Annotated in this window: 15 protein-coding genes; 9 read left to right on the forward strand and 6 right to left on the reverse strand. The window is 71.4% G+C overall.

Annotated features, from left to right (window positions below):
- Positions 1-855, reverse strand: an 855-nt coding sequence (locus H305_RS51295; RefSeq protein WP_234021207.1) for an ice-binding family protein, incomplete at its 3' end; no start/stop codon positions are given.
- A 1,049-nt stretch (positions 856-1,904) separates the two neighbouring features.
- Entirely contained in the window at positions 1,905-3,401 is a 1,497-nt protein-coding gene (locus H305_RS0131920) for a S1C family serine protease (RefSeq protein ID WP_028804018.1), read from the reverse strand.
- A 256-nt stretch (positions 3,402-3,657) separates the two neighbouring features.
- On the opposite strand from H305_RS0131920, the gene H305_RS0131925 reads away from it, so the two are divergent.
- The 3 genes from H305_RS0131925 (at position 3,658) to H305_RS0131935 (ending at position 6,635) form a co-directional block, all read left to right on the forward strand.
- Positions 3,658-4,467: a glycerophosphodiester phosphodiesterase gene (locus tag H305_RS0131925; protein ID WP_028804019.1), complete on the forward strand. Its 810-nt coding sequence runs from the start codon at positions 3,658-3,660 to the stop codon at positions 4,465-4,467.
- A 204-nt stretch (positions 4,468-4,671) separates the two neighbouring features.
- Entirely contained in the window at positions 4,672-5,217 is a 546-nt protein-coding gene (locus H305_RS0131930) for an ATP-binding protein (protein WP_028804020.1), read from the forward strand.
- Between the two features lie 428 nt (positions 5,218-5,645).
- Complete coding sequence (locus H305_RS0131935) at positions 5,646-6,635, forward strand: DUF5926 family protein (RefSeq protein WP_028804021.1); 990 nt, start codon at positions 5,646-5,648, stop codon at positions 6,633-6,635.
- Between the two features lie 234 nt (positions 6,636-6,869).
- On the opposite strand, the gene H305_RS0131940 is transcribed toward H305_RS0131935, so the two are convergent.
- Positions 6,870-7,412 carry a hypothetical protein gene (locus H305_RS0131940; protein ID WP_028804022.1) on the reverse strand — a complete coding sequence of 181 codons (543 nt, stop codon included), beginning with the start codon at positions 7,410-7,412 and terminating at the stop codon, positions 6,870-6,872.
- Between the two features lie 56 nt (positions 7,413-7,468).
- The gene (locus H305_RS0131945) at positions 7,469-8,134 is read right to left on the reverse strand and encodes a bifunctional DNA primase/polymerase (RefSeq protein ID WP_028804023.1); all 666 of its coding nucleotides are present in this window, start codon (positions 8,132-8,134) and stop codon (positions 7,469-7,471) included.
- Positions 8,135-8,617: 483 nt separating this feature from the next.
- Here H305_RS0131945 and H305_RS0131950 point away from each other — a divergent pair, with 483 nt between their 5' ends.
- The 4 genes from H305_RS0131950 (at position 8,618) to H305_RS0131965 (ending at position 14,896) form a co-directional block, all read left to right on the forward strand.
- Complete coding sequence (locus H305_RS0131950; RefSeq protein WP_199791482.1) at positions 8,618-10,129, forward strand: PP2C family protein-serine/threonine phosphatase; 1,512 nt, start codon at positions 8,618-8,620, stop codon at positions 10,127-10,129.
- A gap of 166 nt (positions 10,130-10,295) precedes the next feature.
- Positions 10,296-11,783: an aminopeptidase P family protein gene (locus tag H305_RS0131955; RefSeq protein WP_028804025.1), complete on the forward strand. Its 1,488-nt coding sequence runs from the start codon at positions 10,296-10,298 to the stop codon at positions 11,781-11,783.
- 128 nt (positions 11,784-11,911) lie between these two features.
- The gene (locus H305_RS0131960) at positions 11,912-13,291 is read left to right on the forward strand and encodes a PLP-dependent aminotransferase family protein (protein WP_028804026.1); all 1,380 of its coding nucleotides are present in this window, start codon (positions 11,912-11,914) and stop codon (positions 13,289-13,291) included.
- Between the two features lie 321 nt (positions 13,292-13,612).
- Positions 13,613-14,896: an MFS transporter gene (locus tag H305_RS0131965; protein ID WP_051371177.1), complete on the forward strand. Its 1,284-nt coding sequence runs from the start codon at positions 13,613-13,615 to the stop codon at positions 14,894-14,896.
- On the opposite strand, the gene H305_RS0131970 is transcribed toward H305_RS0131965, so the two are convergent.
- Complete coding sequence (locus tag H305_RS0131970; protein WP_028804028.1) at positions 14,886-15,143, reverse strand: hypothetical protein; 258 nt, start codon at positions 15,141-15,143, stop codon at positions 14,886-14,888. The genes H305_RS0131965 and H305_RS0131970 overlap by 11 nt on opposite strands.
- Positions 15,110-15,565, reverse strand: a complete 456-nt coding sequence (locus H305_RS0131975; RefSeq protein ID WP_028804029.1) for an ATP-binding protein — start codon at positions 15,563-15,565, stop codon at positions 15,110-15,112. Before H305_RS0131975 ends, H305_RS0131970 begins: the two co-directional genes overlap by 34 nt.
- Positions 15,566-15,788: 223 nt before the next feature.
- Between H305_RS0131975 and H305_RS0131980 the strand changes: the two genes are divergently transcribed.
- Positions 15,789-16,619, forward strand: coding sequence for a hypothetical protein (locus tag H305_RS0131980; RefSeq protein ID WP_028804030.1), 831 nt, complete (start codon positions 15,789-15,791; stop codon positions 16,617-16,619).
- Positions 16,620-16,728: 109 nt separating this feature from the next.
- A complete protein-coding gene (locus tag H305_RS0131985; RefSeq protein WP_028804031.1) occupies positions 16,729-17,472 on the forward strand; it encodes a YcnI family protein in 744 nt (247 codons plus the stop codon).
- The last annotated feature ends 85 nt before the right edge of the window (positions 17,473-17,557 follow it).

Genomic DNA, 17,557 nt, shown 5'->3' on the forward strand with positions numbered 1-17,557 from the left:
CCCAGAGGGCCCGGCGGGTCCGGTCGGACCGGCAGGCCCAGAGGGGCCGGCGGGCCCGGCAGGTCCGGTCGGACCGGCAGGCCCAGAGGGGCCGGTGGATCCGGTCGGTCCGGGAGGCCCAGAGGGCCCGGCGGGTCCGGTCGGACCGGGAGGCCCGGCCGGGCCTGTCATGCAAACCGCCCTCGTGATGACGTTGTTGTCCAGCGTGACCGCACCATTACGCGCCAGCGCCCGGCCCTCGATCGCCGCGTTGGTGTTCACCGTGATGGACTGCAGGGCCAGGATGTTGCCCTTGAAGAATGAATTGGTGTCGAGGGTGGCCGAGCTCCCTACCTGCCAGAACACGTTGCAGGCCTGCGCTCCGTTGACCAGCAGGACGTTGCTCGATGGAGCCGTGATCAGAGTGGAGGCGATCTTGAAGATGAAGACGGCGTTGGGGTCGCCCTGGGCGTCCAGAGTGACAGTCCCGGTGAGATTCAGCGACGACGAGGCGCTGTAGACGCCGGGCGTCAGTGTGAGTCCGCCGATGTCTCCCGGGGAGGTCAGGGTGACTGTGGATGCTCTGCTGGTCGCGTCATTGTAGGCGGTGGTCAGGTCGGACTGAGCCTGACCGGCGGCGGCATCGGCGACATGCTGCACTCCGTTGACGATTCCGGGCGGAAAGCCCGTCACCGAGTTCCCGGGGCTGACTCCCAGGTCGCCGTTGACTACCGTGGGGGTGATCGTATTGGTGACCGTTGTACCGGCCAGGACCGCGTAACTCGTGGCGCTTCCCAATCCCACGGGGGCCTCGGCTGCACGCGCAAGGTTCGAGATCAGAGTCATCGTCAGTAGCAGCGCGGTCGCGGGCACCATGACGACAGTTGCTCTGAATCTCAGTGTTCGCCGCCTGTCGGGAGGGGCGGAGGGGATGGCATCCACTGCCATGGACGGGTCCTTCCTTGTCACCGTTGACCTCAGTCACCACGCTTCCTGGCGACTGAGGTGAGCTCTGGTCAGGCCACGGGCCGCTGCACTCACGACGAAATGTCGCAGAATCGTGATGCATCGTCACTTAACTGCAGAAATTAGCTATATCAACGCAAGTAGTGTTCTTTGACGTCAAAGGTGATGCGACGGCGTGACGTTCGCCCTACCGGCGGATGCCCACGGATCTACCGGGCCATCGACGCAGCAGGATGCCGAGCACAATCACGCCGTCGCCCCTGGCCCTGGCCCTGGCCCTGGCCCTGGCCGGGGTGGTACAGCAACGCAGTACCGCAACCGCAGCCACCGCCCCCGTCCGGCAGCGCCCCTCCAGGTCCGCGAAGTGACTGGCATGACCGCCACCGACCGATCCAGATAGAGCTGCAGATCAGATGGCTGCACCAGGTGGAGACGGTCCGGCATCGCGCGGGGTCGTCACCAACAGACTGGGAAAGCGTGTTGGAGACAACCCCTCACGAGTTCGAATCTCGCATCCTCCGCCAGTGCCACGAGCGCGTCAGTGAGCTACATCCGCACTGGACGCGCCGGCACGGTGAAGACGACGCGTCGGCCTGACTTCCGTCCCGTGCAGATCGCTGCTGTCTGGCCCGCGAGCGCCTGCGCCGGCCGGCCAAGGGTGCACCCGATGAGCTGTCGGGCGTCGGCATGAATCCGGTCCACACGTGGTCCACACGCACTGATCCACGGGTGTGACAGCCCAACATCAAGGTGAGACAACCTGCACGCAGAAGGGGTGTCTCTCATGAGAGACACCCCTTCTGACCTGTACGTCTGCTGACCTGTGAGGACGGTGGGATTCGAAGTCACGGAGACGCTGTCGCGTCCTCACGTCTTTCGAGACCGTTCCCCTAGGCCGCTCGGGCAACCCACCCCACGCCGTCCACGATCGTCGACGGCGCGGGGACAGGACTAACCGCTCAGCTGTCGCCCTCGCGCTGCCCCAGGGTGACGTCGACGGTGTGGGTCTTTCCGTCCCGGGTGTAGGTGAGCTTGACCGTGTCGCCGGGGCGGTGCGTCCAGATCTCGCCGATCAGGGTCGGTCCGCTGTCGATCACGTGGTCGTCGAGCTTGGTGATGACGTCGCCGGGCTTGAGACCGGCCTTGTCGGCGGGGCCGTCGGAGGTGACCGCGTCGGAGCCGCTCGCACCCTGCTCGGTGATCTTCGCGCCGCCGGTGCCCTCTTCCAGGGAGACCGAAGCACCGATCACCGGGTAGACCGGCTCGCCGGTCTTGATCAACTGCTGCGCGACGTTCTTCGCCTGGTTGATCGGGATCGCGAAGCCCAGTCCGATGGAGCCGGACTGGCTGCTGCCGCCGAGGCCGCCTCCGCTGCTCGACTGGATCGCCGAGTTGATGCCGATGACCGCGCCCTGCGCGTCCAGGAGCGGGCCGCCGGAGTTACCCGGGTTGATCGAGGCGTCCGTCTGCAGGGCGCTCATGTAGGAGGCCTTGCTGCCGGAGCTGCCGTCGCTGGACGCCACCGGGCGGTCCTTGGCACTGATGATTCCGGTGGTCACCGTGTTCGACAGGCCGAAGGGCGCGCCGATCGCGATCGTGGAGTCGCCGACGGCCACCTTGTCGGAGTTGCCGAGGGCGAGCGGCTTCAGGTCCGACGGCGCGTTCTTCAGCTTGATCACCGCGACGTCGTAGCCCTGTGCGTGGCCGACGACCTCGGCGTTGTACTTCTTGCCGTCGGGGAAGGTCGCGGTGAGCTTGCCGCCGTCGACCGCGTCCGCGACCACGTGGTTGTTGGTGAGGATGTGGCCCTGGGTGTCGAAGACGAAGCCGGTGCCGGTGCCGCCCTCGCCGCTCGAGCTCTGCGCCTCTATCGTCACGGTGCTCGGCAGCGCCTTGGCCGCCACGCCCGCGACGGTCCCCGAGGCGCGCTTGACGTCACCGCTGCTGCTCGGGGCGGAGACCGTCGTCGAGTCGGTGGGGTCGTCGTTGTTCTTCGCGAGCGAGTAGCCGATACCGCCACCGACGCCGCCGGCGACCAGGGCGGCCACCAGGAGGGCGGCGACCATGCCACCGCGCCCGTTCTTCGGCTTCGGTGCGGGCTGCTGGTAGGAGGAGCCCCAGCCGCCGTGGCCCGAGCCGCCACCGTCCGCGTACGACGGGGTGGGCGGCGGCGGAGGCGGCCAGCCCGCCTCGGCGGCGGATCCGGGGACTCCGGCGCCCTGCCCGTGCGGGGCCGCGCCGTGCCCGACTCCGGCGTGCGCGTACGCCGGCTGCTGCGCGGGCGCCGGCGCCCGCTCCGGCGCGCCGGGGGCGCTCGGAGGCACCACCGGGATCGGCGCCGTCGGTGCGCCCCCCTCGGGCGCAGTGGCCTGCGCGGAGGCAGCGGGAGTTTCCACCGGCACGGGAGGTGCGGACGGGGCCGGGGGTACTGCGGTGCCCTCGTTCTCGGTGCTCACAGCTCTACTCCTAGATCCACGGCTGTTGTTCTCGGTCGCACTCGGTCACGCTCACTCACGCTTCTCGACGGTCCGGCGCGATTCAGCTGTGCATGCGCTTTTGTACGACGTCAGCTTTTCCCACCGGCCGTCAGAGCACCATAAGCGGTGGCTGTGGGTCCGCGACCATCCTTTATATCGGACCAGTCTGGCGAAACGGGCGGATCCCTGCCTCCTCGGCCTCACGCCTGCCGCACGACGGTGGCACCATGACGCGGTGACCCTCGCACGACAGCACCCCATCCAGGTCGTCGCCCACCGCGGAGCCTCCGAAGACGCTCCCGAGCACACGCTGGCCGCGTACAGGAAGGCGATCGAGGACGGTGCGGACGCCCTTGAGTGCGATGTGCGCCTGACCGCCGACGGCCATCTCGTCTGCGTGCACGACCGCCGGATCAACCGTACGTCCAACGGCCGCGGAGCGGTCTCGGCCCTGGAGCTCGCCGACCTCGCCGCCCTGGACTTCGGCTCCTGGAAGAACCGCGACGAGGCCCCCGACTGGGAGTACGGTCCCGGGGACCCGGAGGACACCTCCGTCCTCAGCCTCGAGCGGCTGCTCGAACTCGTCGCCGACGCGAGCCACCGCGTCGAGCTGGCCATCGAGACGAAGCACCCGACCCGCTGGGCCGGCCAGGTCGAGGAGCGGCTGCTGGTCCTGCTGAAGCGTTTCGGCTTGGACGCACCCGAGACCCCCGCCCAGTCACCTGTACGCGTCATGAGCTTCTCCGCACGCTCGCTGCACCGCGTCCGGGCCGCCTCGCCGAACCTGCCCACGGTCTATCTGCTGCAGTTCATCTCCCCGCGCCTGCGCGACGGACGACTGCCCGCCGGTGTCCGGATCGCGGGGCCCTCGATGCGGATCGTACGCAGTCACCCCGGTTACATCGAACGGCTGAAACGAGCCGGACACCAGGTGCACGTCTGGACGGTGAACGAGCCCGAGGACGTCGATCTCTGCGTTGAGCTGGGCGTCGACGCCATCATCACCAACCGACCGCGTGCCGTCCTGCGCCAGTTGGGCCGCTGATCCCGCCCCGTTCACCCAGGCGGGGGCCTCCACGGACCGCGGGCTCCACCGCCGGAATCCAGTCATGCGATTACGGGGAGTGCACCGGCGCGTTCGCTCCGTATTCGATCGTTACGAGTGCGTCAGTAGACGTTGATTGGCCGGTTTCCGGTCCAGTTCAAAGGGGCATCCACAACGTGGCGTGGGGCGAAGGAGGTCTCGGGGGTGGCGTTGGTGGTGGCACAGGAGGTGCCCACGTCGTCGAGCATGGCCGTACCCCATGGTCCTGCAGGCGTGGGGGAAGCAAGACACCGGATGCGTGATCAGTTGCGTACCGGTGGCGTGGCGGACTCGGTCATCGACGATGCCGTACTGATCCTTTCCGAACTGCTCAGCAATGCCTGCCGGCACGGCAGGCCGCTGAGCGACGCCCTGAGAGGTGACGGCGACGTCCGAGCGGCGTGGCGCGTCGATACGTCCGGACAGCTCGTGGTCGAGGTGACGGACGGCGGTGGCCCGACCCGGCCCGTCCCGGCCACGCCCTCGGTCACCGCGCGCGGCGGCCGCGGGCTGAACATCGTCTCGGCACTGGCCAAGGACTGGGGCGTGCGCGACGACGTCCGCGGCGAGGTCACGGTGTGGGTGGTCGTCCAGGACAACGTGGAATCCGCGCGCAGGCATGATGATTTCGCTACGCGCGTCGCGTCACCGAACGTGTCGGCGGGGATACCGGAGCTGGACTTCGCGGACGTCTTCGACGAACTGGGCTGAGGACACCGACACGCCGCGGCGCCCGGGAAGCGGGCCGCCGGGACCGCGCCGGCGGGAGCACGCTCATCGGGCACGCCTTCGGGGACACACGCCCTGGGTCGCCGCCGGGGACACGTTCCCGGCCGCCGCGGCGACACGTTCTCGAAGTCTCGCTCCCCGGGGGTCGCCGTCGGACGCACGCCGTGGGCGTCCCCCGGAGGCACACCCTCGGGGATCACGTCTTCGGAGTCACCGACAGGGACACGCCGACCCGGCGACACCGCCGGGCGGGGAGAGGACGGAGCGGGTCGTGCCGGTAGTGGCGCACGCGGGCCGAATCACCGGCTCCGGGACGACCCGGTGCGTTGTCCACAGGGTCCCGTCAGCCCACGTAGGAACGGCTAGGCTCGCGCCCGTACGAGACGAGCCGTGATCGGGAGACACCCACGATGGCCAAGAAGCGACCCCACACCAAGGCCAAGCAGCCCACCTCGAAAGCCGGGGCCCGCGCCGCAGGCGCCGATGGGCACGTCCCGGTTGTGGGCGCTCGCGAGCCCTGCCCCTGCGGCAGCGGCCGCCGCTACAAGGCCTGCCACGGCCGGGCCGCCGCGCACGCCGTGACCGAGCTGGTGCAGCGCCCCTTCGAGGGCCTGCCCGGCGAGTGCGACTGGGTCGCACTGCGCGAGCTGGTGCCCGCCGCGACGGTCGAGCTGAACCTCAAGGAGAGCCTGCCGGAGGGCGTCCCGTCGGTCACGCTCGCCACGGTCCTGCCGATGGCCTGGCCCGCACTGCGCCGCGAGGACGGCTCGGTGCTCCTGGGCCTGCAGAACGACACGGCGTCCGGCGACATCAGCCGCGACCTCGCCGACACCCTCCAGCGCGCGCTCACCGCGAAGCCGGGCACCCCGGTCGAGGGCCGGCGCGCCCCCGCCGACGGCCCGCGGCTCCAGGACCTGCTCGACCCCGAAGGCGCGTTCGAGCCAGTTGTGCACAGCGGCTTCGAATTCTGGGTTCCGGACGCGGAGAACGCGACGGCGGACGTGACCGCCTCCCTTGAGCGGGCCAACGCCGCCGCCATCCCGACCGTGAAGCTCGCCGGGGTCGACGCCGCCTACTGGTGCGAGACCCCCGACAAGAACCACCTCCGCTGGGTCATGCCGCACCCGGAGGAGCAGCTTCTGGACGCACTGGCCCGGCTGCACGCGGCCGGCCGCTCGAACCTCGGCGAGGGCACCCGTCTGGTCGGTTCCTTCCGTGCCCACGGGCTCACGGTGCCGGTCTGGGACCTGCCGACGAGCGTCACGGCGGACGACATCGAGAAGCCCGCGGCCGAGTTCGCCGAGCGCCTCGCCACCGCCCTGGCCATCGACGCACCGCTCACCGCGGAGGAGCGCAGGGCGCGCGGCGGGCTCACGAACCGACAGGTCACACTCAGCTGACCCACCGAAAGTCGAACTGACCGACCGGTCAGCTGGGCAGAGCCCCACAGAACGGGTGACTCCTGTCACAACTCCCCGTTGTGACAGGTAAATCCGTGTCCGAATAGCCGAGATCGAATTTGCGAACCGCCGATCTCTTGTTACCGTTCGAGTAGCCCGGTTGCTGGTGCATCCCCCGTCGCCAGCAACCGGGTCTTTCCATGTCCGCAACCGAGCGCGGCATCAACCGCCTTGCTATGGCCCCGAGTTGCTCCCAGAACGCAGCAGCAGCGGCCCTCCGGCCGCGCTGCGTTCCGCGAACTCCGCGACCGCCGAATAGCCCCCCACGTCGCCGTCGGTGCGTTCCCTGGGGGTCTCACAGACCCCGGGATCGTCCTCCGCGCCCACCGCGCAGATCATCTGCACGGTGCGCCCGCCGGGCCCCATCAACGTCAGCACGGAGCTCAGCTCGTCGCCGGTCGCGTTGCGGTAGTACGTGCGTGCCCATGTGTCCTCACCCTGCGTGAGGACACATGTCTGCGCCTCGATGCCGTCGGGGGAGGAGAGTTCGGGACCGCACCGGGCGGCCGTGGCGAGGCCGAGTCCCAGCAGCCGGGGCGACCGGGTGGGGACGGGAGCCGCCGTCCCCTTGTCGTCGCGCCCCGGGGCCCCTGCGGCCGCGGCGCCGTCGGGGCCGGGGTCTCCGGCGTCCGCGACGGGCCCCGCGGATGCCACGGCGAGCGGAAGGGCCACCGTGAACGCCACTACGCCCGCGAGTGCGAGCAGGCGAAGGTTCATGAAGGGGAAGATAACGAGCGCGGGTGGGCGCGCGGTCGACCGCGCGCCGGGCGCTCCTACAACTCGGGCGCGCTCACACCCGTACGAGTGAGGGCCTCCACGACGGCGTCCACGACGGCCTCCACGTCGGGCACCCAGGGGGCGGCGGAGCCGGGCAGCGGGGCACGCTCCCAGCGGATCTGGCCCTGGCCCGTCTCGGACGGCGGCAGTGCGAGATAGCCGCCCTCGCCGTGGAAGCGCAGGGAACCGGGGACGAAGTCCTTCGCGTAGAGGAGCTCGCCGAGCTGCTCCATGGAGTAGGGCGCGACGAGGATCGACCAGCGCGTCGGGGACGCGACGACCGGGCCGAGGCGCATGCCCCCGCGGTCGAGGGCGTCGAGGGCGCGGGCCGCCGCGAGAGCCGGCAGGCTCACCGCGCAGGGGGCCTTGCCGCCGGTGGCCAGCACGACAGGTGCCGACGGTCGGTTGGTCCACCACCAGCGCACCATGCGTTCGTCGGTGGTGGCCGCGAGAAGGCCGGGGTCGAAGGGGTGGGCACCGGGCACCGTGCACTCCGGGTCGGGGCACGCGCAGCGGGCGCGCCCCTGCGGGTCCGCCGCCACTCCCGGGAGTACGGGCCACTGCCATTCGGTCGCGAAGGTCAGGGCCGCGCTGAGCATCTCAGGCCTCCCGTTGTTCCGCCTGGACAGGAGCCTGCGTCGCCTTCCGAGGATCTCGCGCATGAGCGCTCGTTCCTTTCCGTTGCACGCCTGGCAACACCGTGGACCACATCACACCATGTGTCGATCTCTTCACTGTGCGTACCTACTGGCGCATCACACCCCTGCTGGAGACAAGGGGAACCCCTATGGGCCGAGCGTTTGGCTGCGTCCGCGTCCATACTGCGTCTATCAAAAGCATGGGCATGGCGTGGGGTGGCGGCGCCTGGCGATTTGCCGTCCCGTGTATTTCTTGCCGCCTCCGCCACGGGAGGATGGGGCACGGTCGTCGGTGGCTAAGACGCCCGGGTCCGTCGCCAGGTTCCGGGCGGATCTCAACCACCCCTGGCCTTCACCGAGTACGTACCCATCACGACCGCTGTGACGCTCCGTCGAACGAGGCCAGTCGACCTCAATAAGCCGTTGCCCGAGTCAGTTTTAAGCCAACTTTGCTTTCCCGCAAGGGTTACCGACAGTCTCACGGACACCAGGAATCCCAGCAGGACAATGCTGGACATCCCCTCACGAGTGCGTGTACATGTGGAGACACCGCTAGCGGCGCAGAACGACATGGGGGTTTGCGATGCTATTGAGCAATACGCACCGGTCGGAAGGCCGGACGCCATGAACGCCCCTCACATTCCGAAAGTGGCCGGAATCGATTCAACGGTTCCTTCGCCCGCACACACTGTCGCGCCGACGCCTGCCCCCCCGGGTGCCCCTTCGGCCACTTCCCCCATCGGTCCCGGTGCCCTTCTCCAAGATCGTCTGGCGGGCTGGGTCTCGGATCTCACCACGCTCCACGAGCTCACCGAGCGTCTGGCGCGCACCTCGGCACTAGACGACGCCCTGCAGGAGACGCTGCGCGCCGGAGCCGCTCTCGTGGGCGCCCGCCGCGGTCTCCTCGTCCTGGAGCCGGGCGACGGTCTCGGGCCCGACACGACGATCGGCCTGGGGCTGGCCCGCGCGGATCTCGGCCATATCGAGACCGTCCCGCGCAGGGCCATGTCGTACGGGAAGATCCTGGACGGACTTCCCGGTGGGGAGGGCGAGATCGCCCAGCCGGACCTCTTCTCCGAGGACGGGCTCGACCCCCGCCACCGCGAGGTGGCCGCCCGGCTCGGCTACGCCGCGAGTTACGCACTCCCCCTGTCCACCGGCGCGGCGGGCCGGCTGGGCGCCGCCGTCTGGCTCTACGACGAACCCGCCGAACCGGTCGAGCGCCAGCGCCACCTCGTCGGCCTCTACGCCCGCTACGCCACCGAGCACCTGGCCCGCCTGGTGGAACTGGAGCGCACGCGCGCGTGCATGACAACGATCTCCGAGGAACTGCTGCCCCCGCGGCTCCCCCGCGTCTCCGGCGTCCGGCTCGCCGCACGGCACCGCACGAGTGCGCGCGGCGGCGGCGACTGGTACGACGCGCTGCCGCTGCCCGACGCCGCGCTCGGCCTCGCGGTCGGCTCCGTCACCGGGTGCGGGCCCAGCGCGGTCGCCGCGATGGGCCGTCTGAGGGCGTCCCTGAGGGCGTACGCCGTCATGGAGGGCGAGGACCCCGTCGCGGTCCTGTCCGACCTCGAGCTGCTGCTGCGGCTGACCGAGCCCGCCCGCTCCGCGACCGCGCTGTTCGCCTACTGCGAGCCCGCGCTGCGCAAGCTCACGCTGGCGGGAGCCGGACACAGCCCGCCCCTGGTGGTCGGGCCCCGGCGCACGGAGTTCGTGGAGACCTCCCTGTCGGCCCCCCTCGGCATGCTCGCGTGCTGGGAGGCGCCGAGCGTCGAGCTGACCACGGAGCCGGGCGAGACCGTGCTGCTGTACACCGACGGCCTGCTGCACCGCACCGGCGACCCCATGGACCGGGCCTTCACCCGGCTGCACGCGGCGGCGGCGAGCGTGCCCCGGGCGGTCCGCGACGACCCCGGCGCCGTCGCCGACCACGTCCTGCGCACGGTGCTGCCGGACGGACTCGACGAGGCCGACAGCAAGGAGGACGTCGTCCTTCTCGCGGCGCGCTTCGAGTGAGCGCCCCGAGCGCCGCCGTGCCGGGCGACCGACCCCCGCGGCCGGCCCGCAGTGCCCGCGGCCGCCGTTCACGGTGAGCCGTACGTAACAGGTCCTCCGGCCCTGGGCCCCCTTCAGTACGACCGTACGATGGGGGAGGTCCAATGTCGTATCTAGGAGGCAGACCGTGTCGGAGGCGCTCACCCCGGAGACCCCGGAAGCCGTGCTTGACGATGCCGCTGACGAAGCGGGCGAAGAGGAGCCGATCAAGCAGCGCAAGAACGGCCTGTACCCGGGCGTGTCCGACGAGCTCGCCGAGAGCATGAAGTCGGGCTGGGCCGACACCGAGCTGCGCGGCCTGAAGCCCATCGCCCAGGCCGAGCACACGGCCGCCCGCCGCGCCGCGCTCTCCGCGCGCTTCCCGGGCGAGCGTCTGGTGATCCCCGCGGGCAATCTGAAGACCCGCTCGAACGACACCGAGTACCCCTTCCGCGCCTCGGTCGAGTACGCGTACCTGACCGGCAACCTGACCGAGGACGGCGTCCTCGTCCTGGAGCCGGTGTCCGGCGGCCACAAGGCGACGATCTACCTGCTGCCGCGCTCCGACCGCGAGAACGGCGAGTTCTGGCTGTCCGGCCAGGGTGAGCTGTGGGTAGGCCGCCGCCACTCCCTCACCGAGTCCGAGGCGCTGTACGGCATCCCGGCCTCGGACGTGCGCGAGCTGACCGCCGCGCTGCGCGAAGCCACCGGCCCGGTCCGTGTCGTGCGCGGCTACGACGCCGGCATCGAGTCCGCCCTGACCGACAAGGTCACCGCGGAGCGCGACGAGGAGCTGCGGGTCTTCCTCTCCGAGGCGCGGCTCCTCAAGGACGACTTCGAGGTCGGCGAGCTGCAGAAGGCCGTCGACTCGACCGCGCGCGGCTTCGAGGACGTCGTCCGGGTCCTGGACAAGGCCGAGGCGACCAGCGAGCGCTACATCGAGGGCACGTTCTTCCTGCGCGCACGCGTCGAGGGCAACGACATCGGCTACGGCTCGATCTGCGCCGCGGGCCCGCACGCCTGCACGCTGCACTGGGTGCGCAACGACGGCCCGGTCCGCTCCGGCGACCTGCTCCTGCTGGACGCGGGTGTCGAGACCCACACGCTCTACACCGCCGACGTGACGCGCACGTTGCCGATCAACGGCACGTACACGGAGCTCCAGAAGAAGATCTACGACGCCGTGTACGAGGCCCAGGAGGCCGGTATCGCGGCCGTGAAGCCGGGCGCCAAGTACCGGGACTTCCACGACGCCGCGCAGCGCGTGCTCGCCGAGAAGCTCGTCGAGTGGGGTCTGGTCGAGGGCCCCGTGGAGCGCGTCCTGGAGCTGGGCCTGCAGCGCCGCTGGACCCTGCACGGCACCGGCCACATGCTCGGCATGGACGTGCACGACTGCGCGGCCGCGCGGACCGAGACGTACGTCGAGGGCACGCTGGAACCGGGCATGTGCCTGACCGTCGAGCCCGGCCTGTACTTCCAGGCGGACGACCTGACCGTCCCGGAGGAGTACCGCGGCATCGGCGTGCGCATCGAGGACGACATCCTCGTCACCGAGGACGGCAACCGGAACCTGTCCGCGGGCCTGCCGCGCCGCTCGGACGAGGTCGAGGCCTGGATGGCGTCCCTGAAGGGCTGACATAGTGCCCCGCGAGGGCTGATGACGAGACTGATGGCCGGGTGCCCTCCTGGGTACCCGGCCATCGGCGTGCCCGGGGGACTTCGGCGCTCCCGGGCTTTCCGGTGTGCCTAGGGGGGCGGCTTTTCGTGGACGACTTCTGGTCCGGTGTCGGGGTGGACCTGCATCTGGAGCCGGACGCCGGGGCGGGGCGCAGGGCCGGGCTCGAACGGGCCCTGCGGGACGCCGTGCGCGAGGGACGGCTCTCGCCCGGCACACGGCTGCCGGCGACCCGCCGGCTCGCGGCCGAACTGGGCATCTCCCGCGGCACGGCGAAAGCGGCGTACGACCAGTTGGTCGCGGAGGGCTATCTGACGGCCCGGCAGGGTTCCGGCACCGAGGTGGCACCGCTGCCCACGGACGGCGCGGCGGCGGCCGTGCGGGCACCACACGCGCGTGCACCCCGTTTCGACCTGCGGCCGGGCAGCCCGGACGTCGGCACCTTCCCGGCGGCGGCATGGCTGCGGGCGCTGCGCCGCGCGATCGCGACGGCACCGTCCCTGGCGTACGACTACGGGGACCCGCGCGGACGTATCGAGTTGCGGACCGCGCTGTCGGGTTACCTGGGGCGGGCACGGGGAGTGATCGCGCCGCCCGAACGGATCGTCATCACGTCGGGCTACGTGCAGGGTCTGGCGCTCCTCACCCGTGTGCTGGACGGCGGCACGGTGGCCATGGAGGACCCCGGCCTGGCGTTCCACCGCGAGGTGGTGCGCAAAAGCGGCGGAACCGTCGTGCCGCTGCCGGTCGACGAACATGGCGCCCGTGCGGACGCCGCAGCGGAGGCGGACGCGGTCGTCGTCACGCCCGCCCACCAGTACCCGACGGGCGTCACCCTGCACCCGGAGCGGCGGCGCGCCCTCACCGACTGGGCCCGCGCGCGTGACGGGCTGATCGTCGAGGACGACTACGACGGGGAGTTCCGCTACGACCGGCAGCCGGTCGGCGCGCTCCAGGGGATGGCACCCGGCCAGGTCGTCTACCTGGGCACGGCCTCCAAGACGCTCGGGCCCGCGCTGCGGCTCGGCTGGATGGTGCTGCCGCCGCACCTCGTCGACGCGGTCGCCGACATCAAGCTGCACAGCGACCACCACACCGAGTCCATCGGCCAGTTGGCGCTCGCCGAGATGATCGACAGCCACGCGTACGACCGTCATGTGCGCGCGTGCCGGCTGCGCTACCGGCGCCGCAGGGACCAGCTGCTCCACCGGCTGGGGACGCGCAGGAGCGTCCGGGGGATCGCCGCGGGGCTGCATGCCCTGGTGGAGGTGGACGACGAGTCGGAGGTGCTGGAGCGCGCCGAACGGGAGGGACTCTCGATCGGCCGCCTGGGAGATCACTGGCACGCACCGGACGCGGACCGCCCGCAGGGACTCGTCGTCGGGTACGGGACACCCCGGGAACGCGCGTATCCGGAGGCCCTGGAGGCGCTGGGGCGGGTGCTGGACGCGGTGCGGAGGGCGGGCTGAGGGCCCACCGGTGCGGATCGGTCCGCCCCGGCCGGCAGCGGCCCGCGCGTGGGCGTGCCCGTGGTGGGCGGCGGGCCGACCCCACCGGTGGCAGACGCCGCCGGCGTGGGCCGTGCCCGTGGTGGTGGCCCGCGAGCCGGCCCCACCGGTGGCGGACGCCGCCCGCGTGAGCCTTGCCGGTCGTCGGCTGCGGGCTCGTCCGCCCCGGCGGCAGAGGCCTCCGGCGTGGGCCTTGCCGGTGGCGGGGCGTCAAATTGGGCCAACTGGAGGCGTGCTGATTGGAGCTGCCCGTGGAGCCAATACGTCCGTAGCGTCGGTGGCATGACGAACCATGCAGCCGCGGCGCACGCGACGTCGCACCGTCTCCTTCCGCCCGTGGGCCCGCAGCGCGTGCTCGCCCTCGCCCAGCTGGCCAACTCCGTGGGCGACGGCGCCTATTACGTGACCTCCGCCCTCTACTTCACGCACGTCGTCGGTCTCGCGCCCGAGCACGTGGGTCTGGGACTGACCGTCGCCTGGGCCGTCGGTTCACTGGTGGGCGTGCCGCTCGGCCGGCTCGCCGACCGGCGCGGGCCGCGCGGCACGGCGGCTCTGCTGGCCCTGGCGACGGCGACGGCGGTGGCGTCCTTCCTGGTCGTCCGCGGCTTCGTCCCCTTCGTCCTCGCGGCGTGCGCGTACGCGTCCGCGCAGTCGGGGCTCGCGGCGGCCCGGCAGGCGCTGCTCGCGGGACTGGTGCCGGCCGGGCGGCGCACCGGACTGCTCGCGCACCTGCAGTCCACGCTGAACGCCGGTCTGGCGGTGGGCGCGGGCCTCGGCGGACTCGCGCTGCACGCCGGGACGCGGACCGCCTACTCCGGGGTGTTCGCGCTGGACGCGACGAGCTTCCTGCTGTGCGCCGGGCTGTTGCTGCGCCTGCCGCCGGTGCGGCCGGTGACCGTGCGGCGCGGTCACGGGCTCGGTGTCCTGCGCGACCGCCCCTACGTGCTGGTGACGTTCCTCAACACCGTGCTGCTGCTGCGGATGCCGCTGCTCAGCCTCGGCGTCCCGCTGTGGATCACCGAGCGCACCGAGGCGCCCGCCTGGCTGGTCTCCGCGCTGTTCCTGCTCAACACGGGCGCGGTGATGGTCTTCCAGGTACGGATGGCTCAGGGCGTCACGGGTGTCACGGCCGCCGTGCGCGCGATCCGCCGGTCCAGCCTCGTGATGCTGGCGTCCTGCGCGGTGTTCGCCCTGTCGTCCGGGGCCTCCCCGTGGGTCGCGGCCGGGATCCTCGTGGCGGGTGCGCTCCTTCAGGTCGTCGCCGAGATGCAGCAGTCGGCGGGCTCCTGGCAACTGGCCTTCGACCTCGCCCCGGCCGACCGCATGGGCGAGTACCAGGGCTTCTTCGGCACCGGTGTCACGGTGGCCCGCACGATGGGTCCGCTCGTCCTGACGGCCCTGCTGGTGGGCTGGGGAACGCCCGGATGGCTGCTGCTCGGCGCGCTGATCGCCGGGGCGTCGTACGCGATGGGGCCCGCGGCCCGCTCCCGCCTCGCGCGGGACCCGGCGTCGGACCCACCCTCCGACCAGGCCGCGGGCCGGCGCGGTGTCCCGGTCACGACCTGACGGTCACGGGCCGCGAGTCCACGAACAGGGCAAGGGTCGTGAACAGGGCGATGATGGCCGCCGCCGCGCACCGCGCGTCGAGGTCCGAGGCGTCCCGGCCGCTGCGCTCCGCGATGATCGCGGCGATCTCCCGCTCGCCGCGCTCCCGTTCGCCGACGGAGCGGGCGTGGATCGCCGGATCGGTGAAGGTGATCCGGCTGCGCGGCAGCAGCGCTACGCCGTCAGCAAAGAGGGGTCCTTCTTCCACTTGAGGATCTTGTCGAAGCTGACGACGGCGCCGCCCCTGCCGGGGCCGCTGTCGATCTGGACGTGGTCCGCGAGTTCATGGATCAGGCACAGCCCGCGCCCGTGCTCGCTGTCGCCGCGCGCCGGACGGATCGGAGGTCGGGCACGGCCGCCGGGGAAACCCGGGCCCGAGTCGGCGACTTCGATGCGGCACCTCTCACCGTCCAGGTAGGCCGTCACCCGGTAGGCCTCGGAGGAGGGGCCGTTCGCGGTGCCGCCACCGTGCTCGACGGCATTGGCACAGGCCTCGGTCAGGGCGACGGAGAGGTCGTACGAGATGTCCGGGTCGACTCCCGCGCTCTCCATCGTGCCGAGCAGCAGGCGTCTCGCGAGCGGAACGCTCGCAGCTTCGCGCCGCAGATGGAGTGACCACCAGATGCTCATGCTCCAGCCTCCCGGCCGCGGCTCGACATACCGTTACGTATTGCCGCAAGCACCCGCACGCAATCGCCTGCACGAGGTGATGCCGCCCATACGGTGGATGCGCGGGTGCCGAGGATGGGTGTATGTACACCCAAGACACCGCACACGGTGACCTACCGGTCGAACACCACCTAGCGGACCTGCCGTACGGGACGAGCCGGGCGAGTGGGATGATGAGCCCGCCATGACTGCCCCCCACAAGCGCTCGGCACGCTCCGGACTCGACCTCCGGATGCTCAGGGCCGCGGTGTTCGCCGCGGTCTGCGTCGCGCTGGCCGCGGCCGGTCATGGTCTCGCCTCCTGCGCCTCGGTCCCCCTGTGGACACTCGGGGCCGGCTTCCTCGCGGTCTTCGCGGTCGCAGCCGCACTGGCGGGACGCGAGCGGTCGCTCCCGGGTATCGCCGTGGTCCTCGCGGCCGGACAGACCGCCCTGCACACGCTGTTCGGACTCGGCCAGCACGCCGGCACGACGTCCACGGACGCCATGGCGGGCATGCCGATGTCCGACGCCTCGCTCGTCGAACGGGCCGCGCGCCTCGTGTGCGGCACGGCCGCGGCGGCGATCAGTCCGGCACAGGCCCAGCGGATCCTCGCCGAGGCGCGGATCGACTCGGGTACGACGACCGGCATGAGCCCGTCCATGCACCACCCGACGGACGCCATGGCGGCCACGGCCGGCTCATCGATGTCGGTCCTGCCGTCCCTGCCGATGCTGCTCGGCCACGTCCTCGCGGCCGTCGCCGCGGGATGGGTGCTGCGCCGCGGGGACCTGGCGCTGCTGCGCCTCATGCGTCTGTCCGCCCACGGGGTCGCGGAGGCGGCATTCGTACGGTCCCTGCGCTCCGCGTTCGCGCTCGTACGCGCCCTGCGCGCGGGTCTTCCGGGAGCGCCCGACGCTGTCCGCGCACCGCGCACCGCGCTGCTCGCGCCCCCGAAGCCGCAGGCGAGCACACTCCAGCACACCGTCGTCCGGCGCGGACCGCCGTCCTCCACCGCACTCGTCCTCGCCGCCTGACACGACGCGTCACTCCGCCAAGGGGCCACGCCGTCGTGCGGCACGCGCGCGTGCCCGTCGCGCACGCGCACCCCCTTGCCAACGGACTGAAACCGGAGTGTCCCCTGCCATGAAGCCTTCCCGTATCGCCGCCGCCGCTGCCGTGGCCGCCTCGGCCGTCCTCACCCTGTCGGTCCCCGCCTTCGCGCACGTCAGCGTTCAGCCCGAGGGCACGGCCGCCAAGGGCGACTACGCGGTCGTGAACTTCAAGGTCCCCAACGAGCGCGACAACGCCTCGACCACCAAGCTCGAGGTCAGCTTCCCGACCGACCACCCGCTCGCCTCGGTCATGCCGCAGAAGCTGGACGGCTGGGACGTGAAGATCACCAAGTCCAAGCTGGACAAGCCGCTGACCGTGCACGACCAGAAGATCGACGAGGCCGTCACCAAGGTCACCTGGACCGCCACCGGCAAGGGCATCGAGCCGGGCTTCTTCCAGAAGTTCCCGCTCTCCGTCGGCGCGCTGCCCGAGGACACCGACGAACTGGTCTTCAAGGCCGTCCAGACGTACTCCGACAAGGAGGTCGTGCGCTGGATCGAGCCGCAGCAGGAAGGCCAGGAGGAGCCCGAGAACCCGGCCCCGGTGCTCGCGCTCTCCGCCGCGTCCGAGGGCGGCCACCACGGCTCCGCCGACGCCGAGGACGCCTCCGACGCGTCGCACTCGTCCGACGCGAAGGCGGAGTCCGAGAAGACCACCGAGGCCTCGTCCGACAGCAGCGACACCACCGCGCGCGTACTCGGCCTCGTCGGCATCGTCGTCGGCGTGGCGGGCGTGGCGTACGGCGTGCTCGCCGGCCGCCGCCGCGCCGCCTGAGGCAGCGCGCGGTACCGAGGCTCATCCCTTCGGTGCGCACCGGGACGTCGTACGACGTGGGCTTCGGGCCCGGTACGACCCCCGG

Source organism: Streptomyces sp. 142MFCol3.1, assembly GCF_000424945.1.
Taxonomy (GTDB): domain Bacteria; phylum Actinomycetota; class Actinomycetes; order Streptomycetales; family Streptomycetaceae; genus Streptomyces; species Streptomyces siamensis.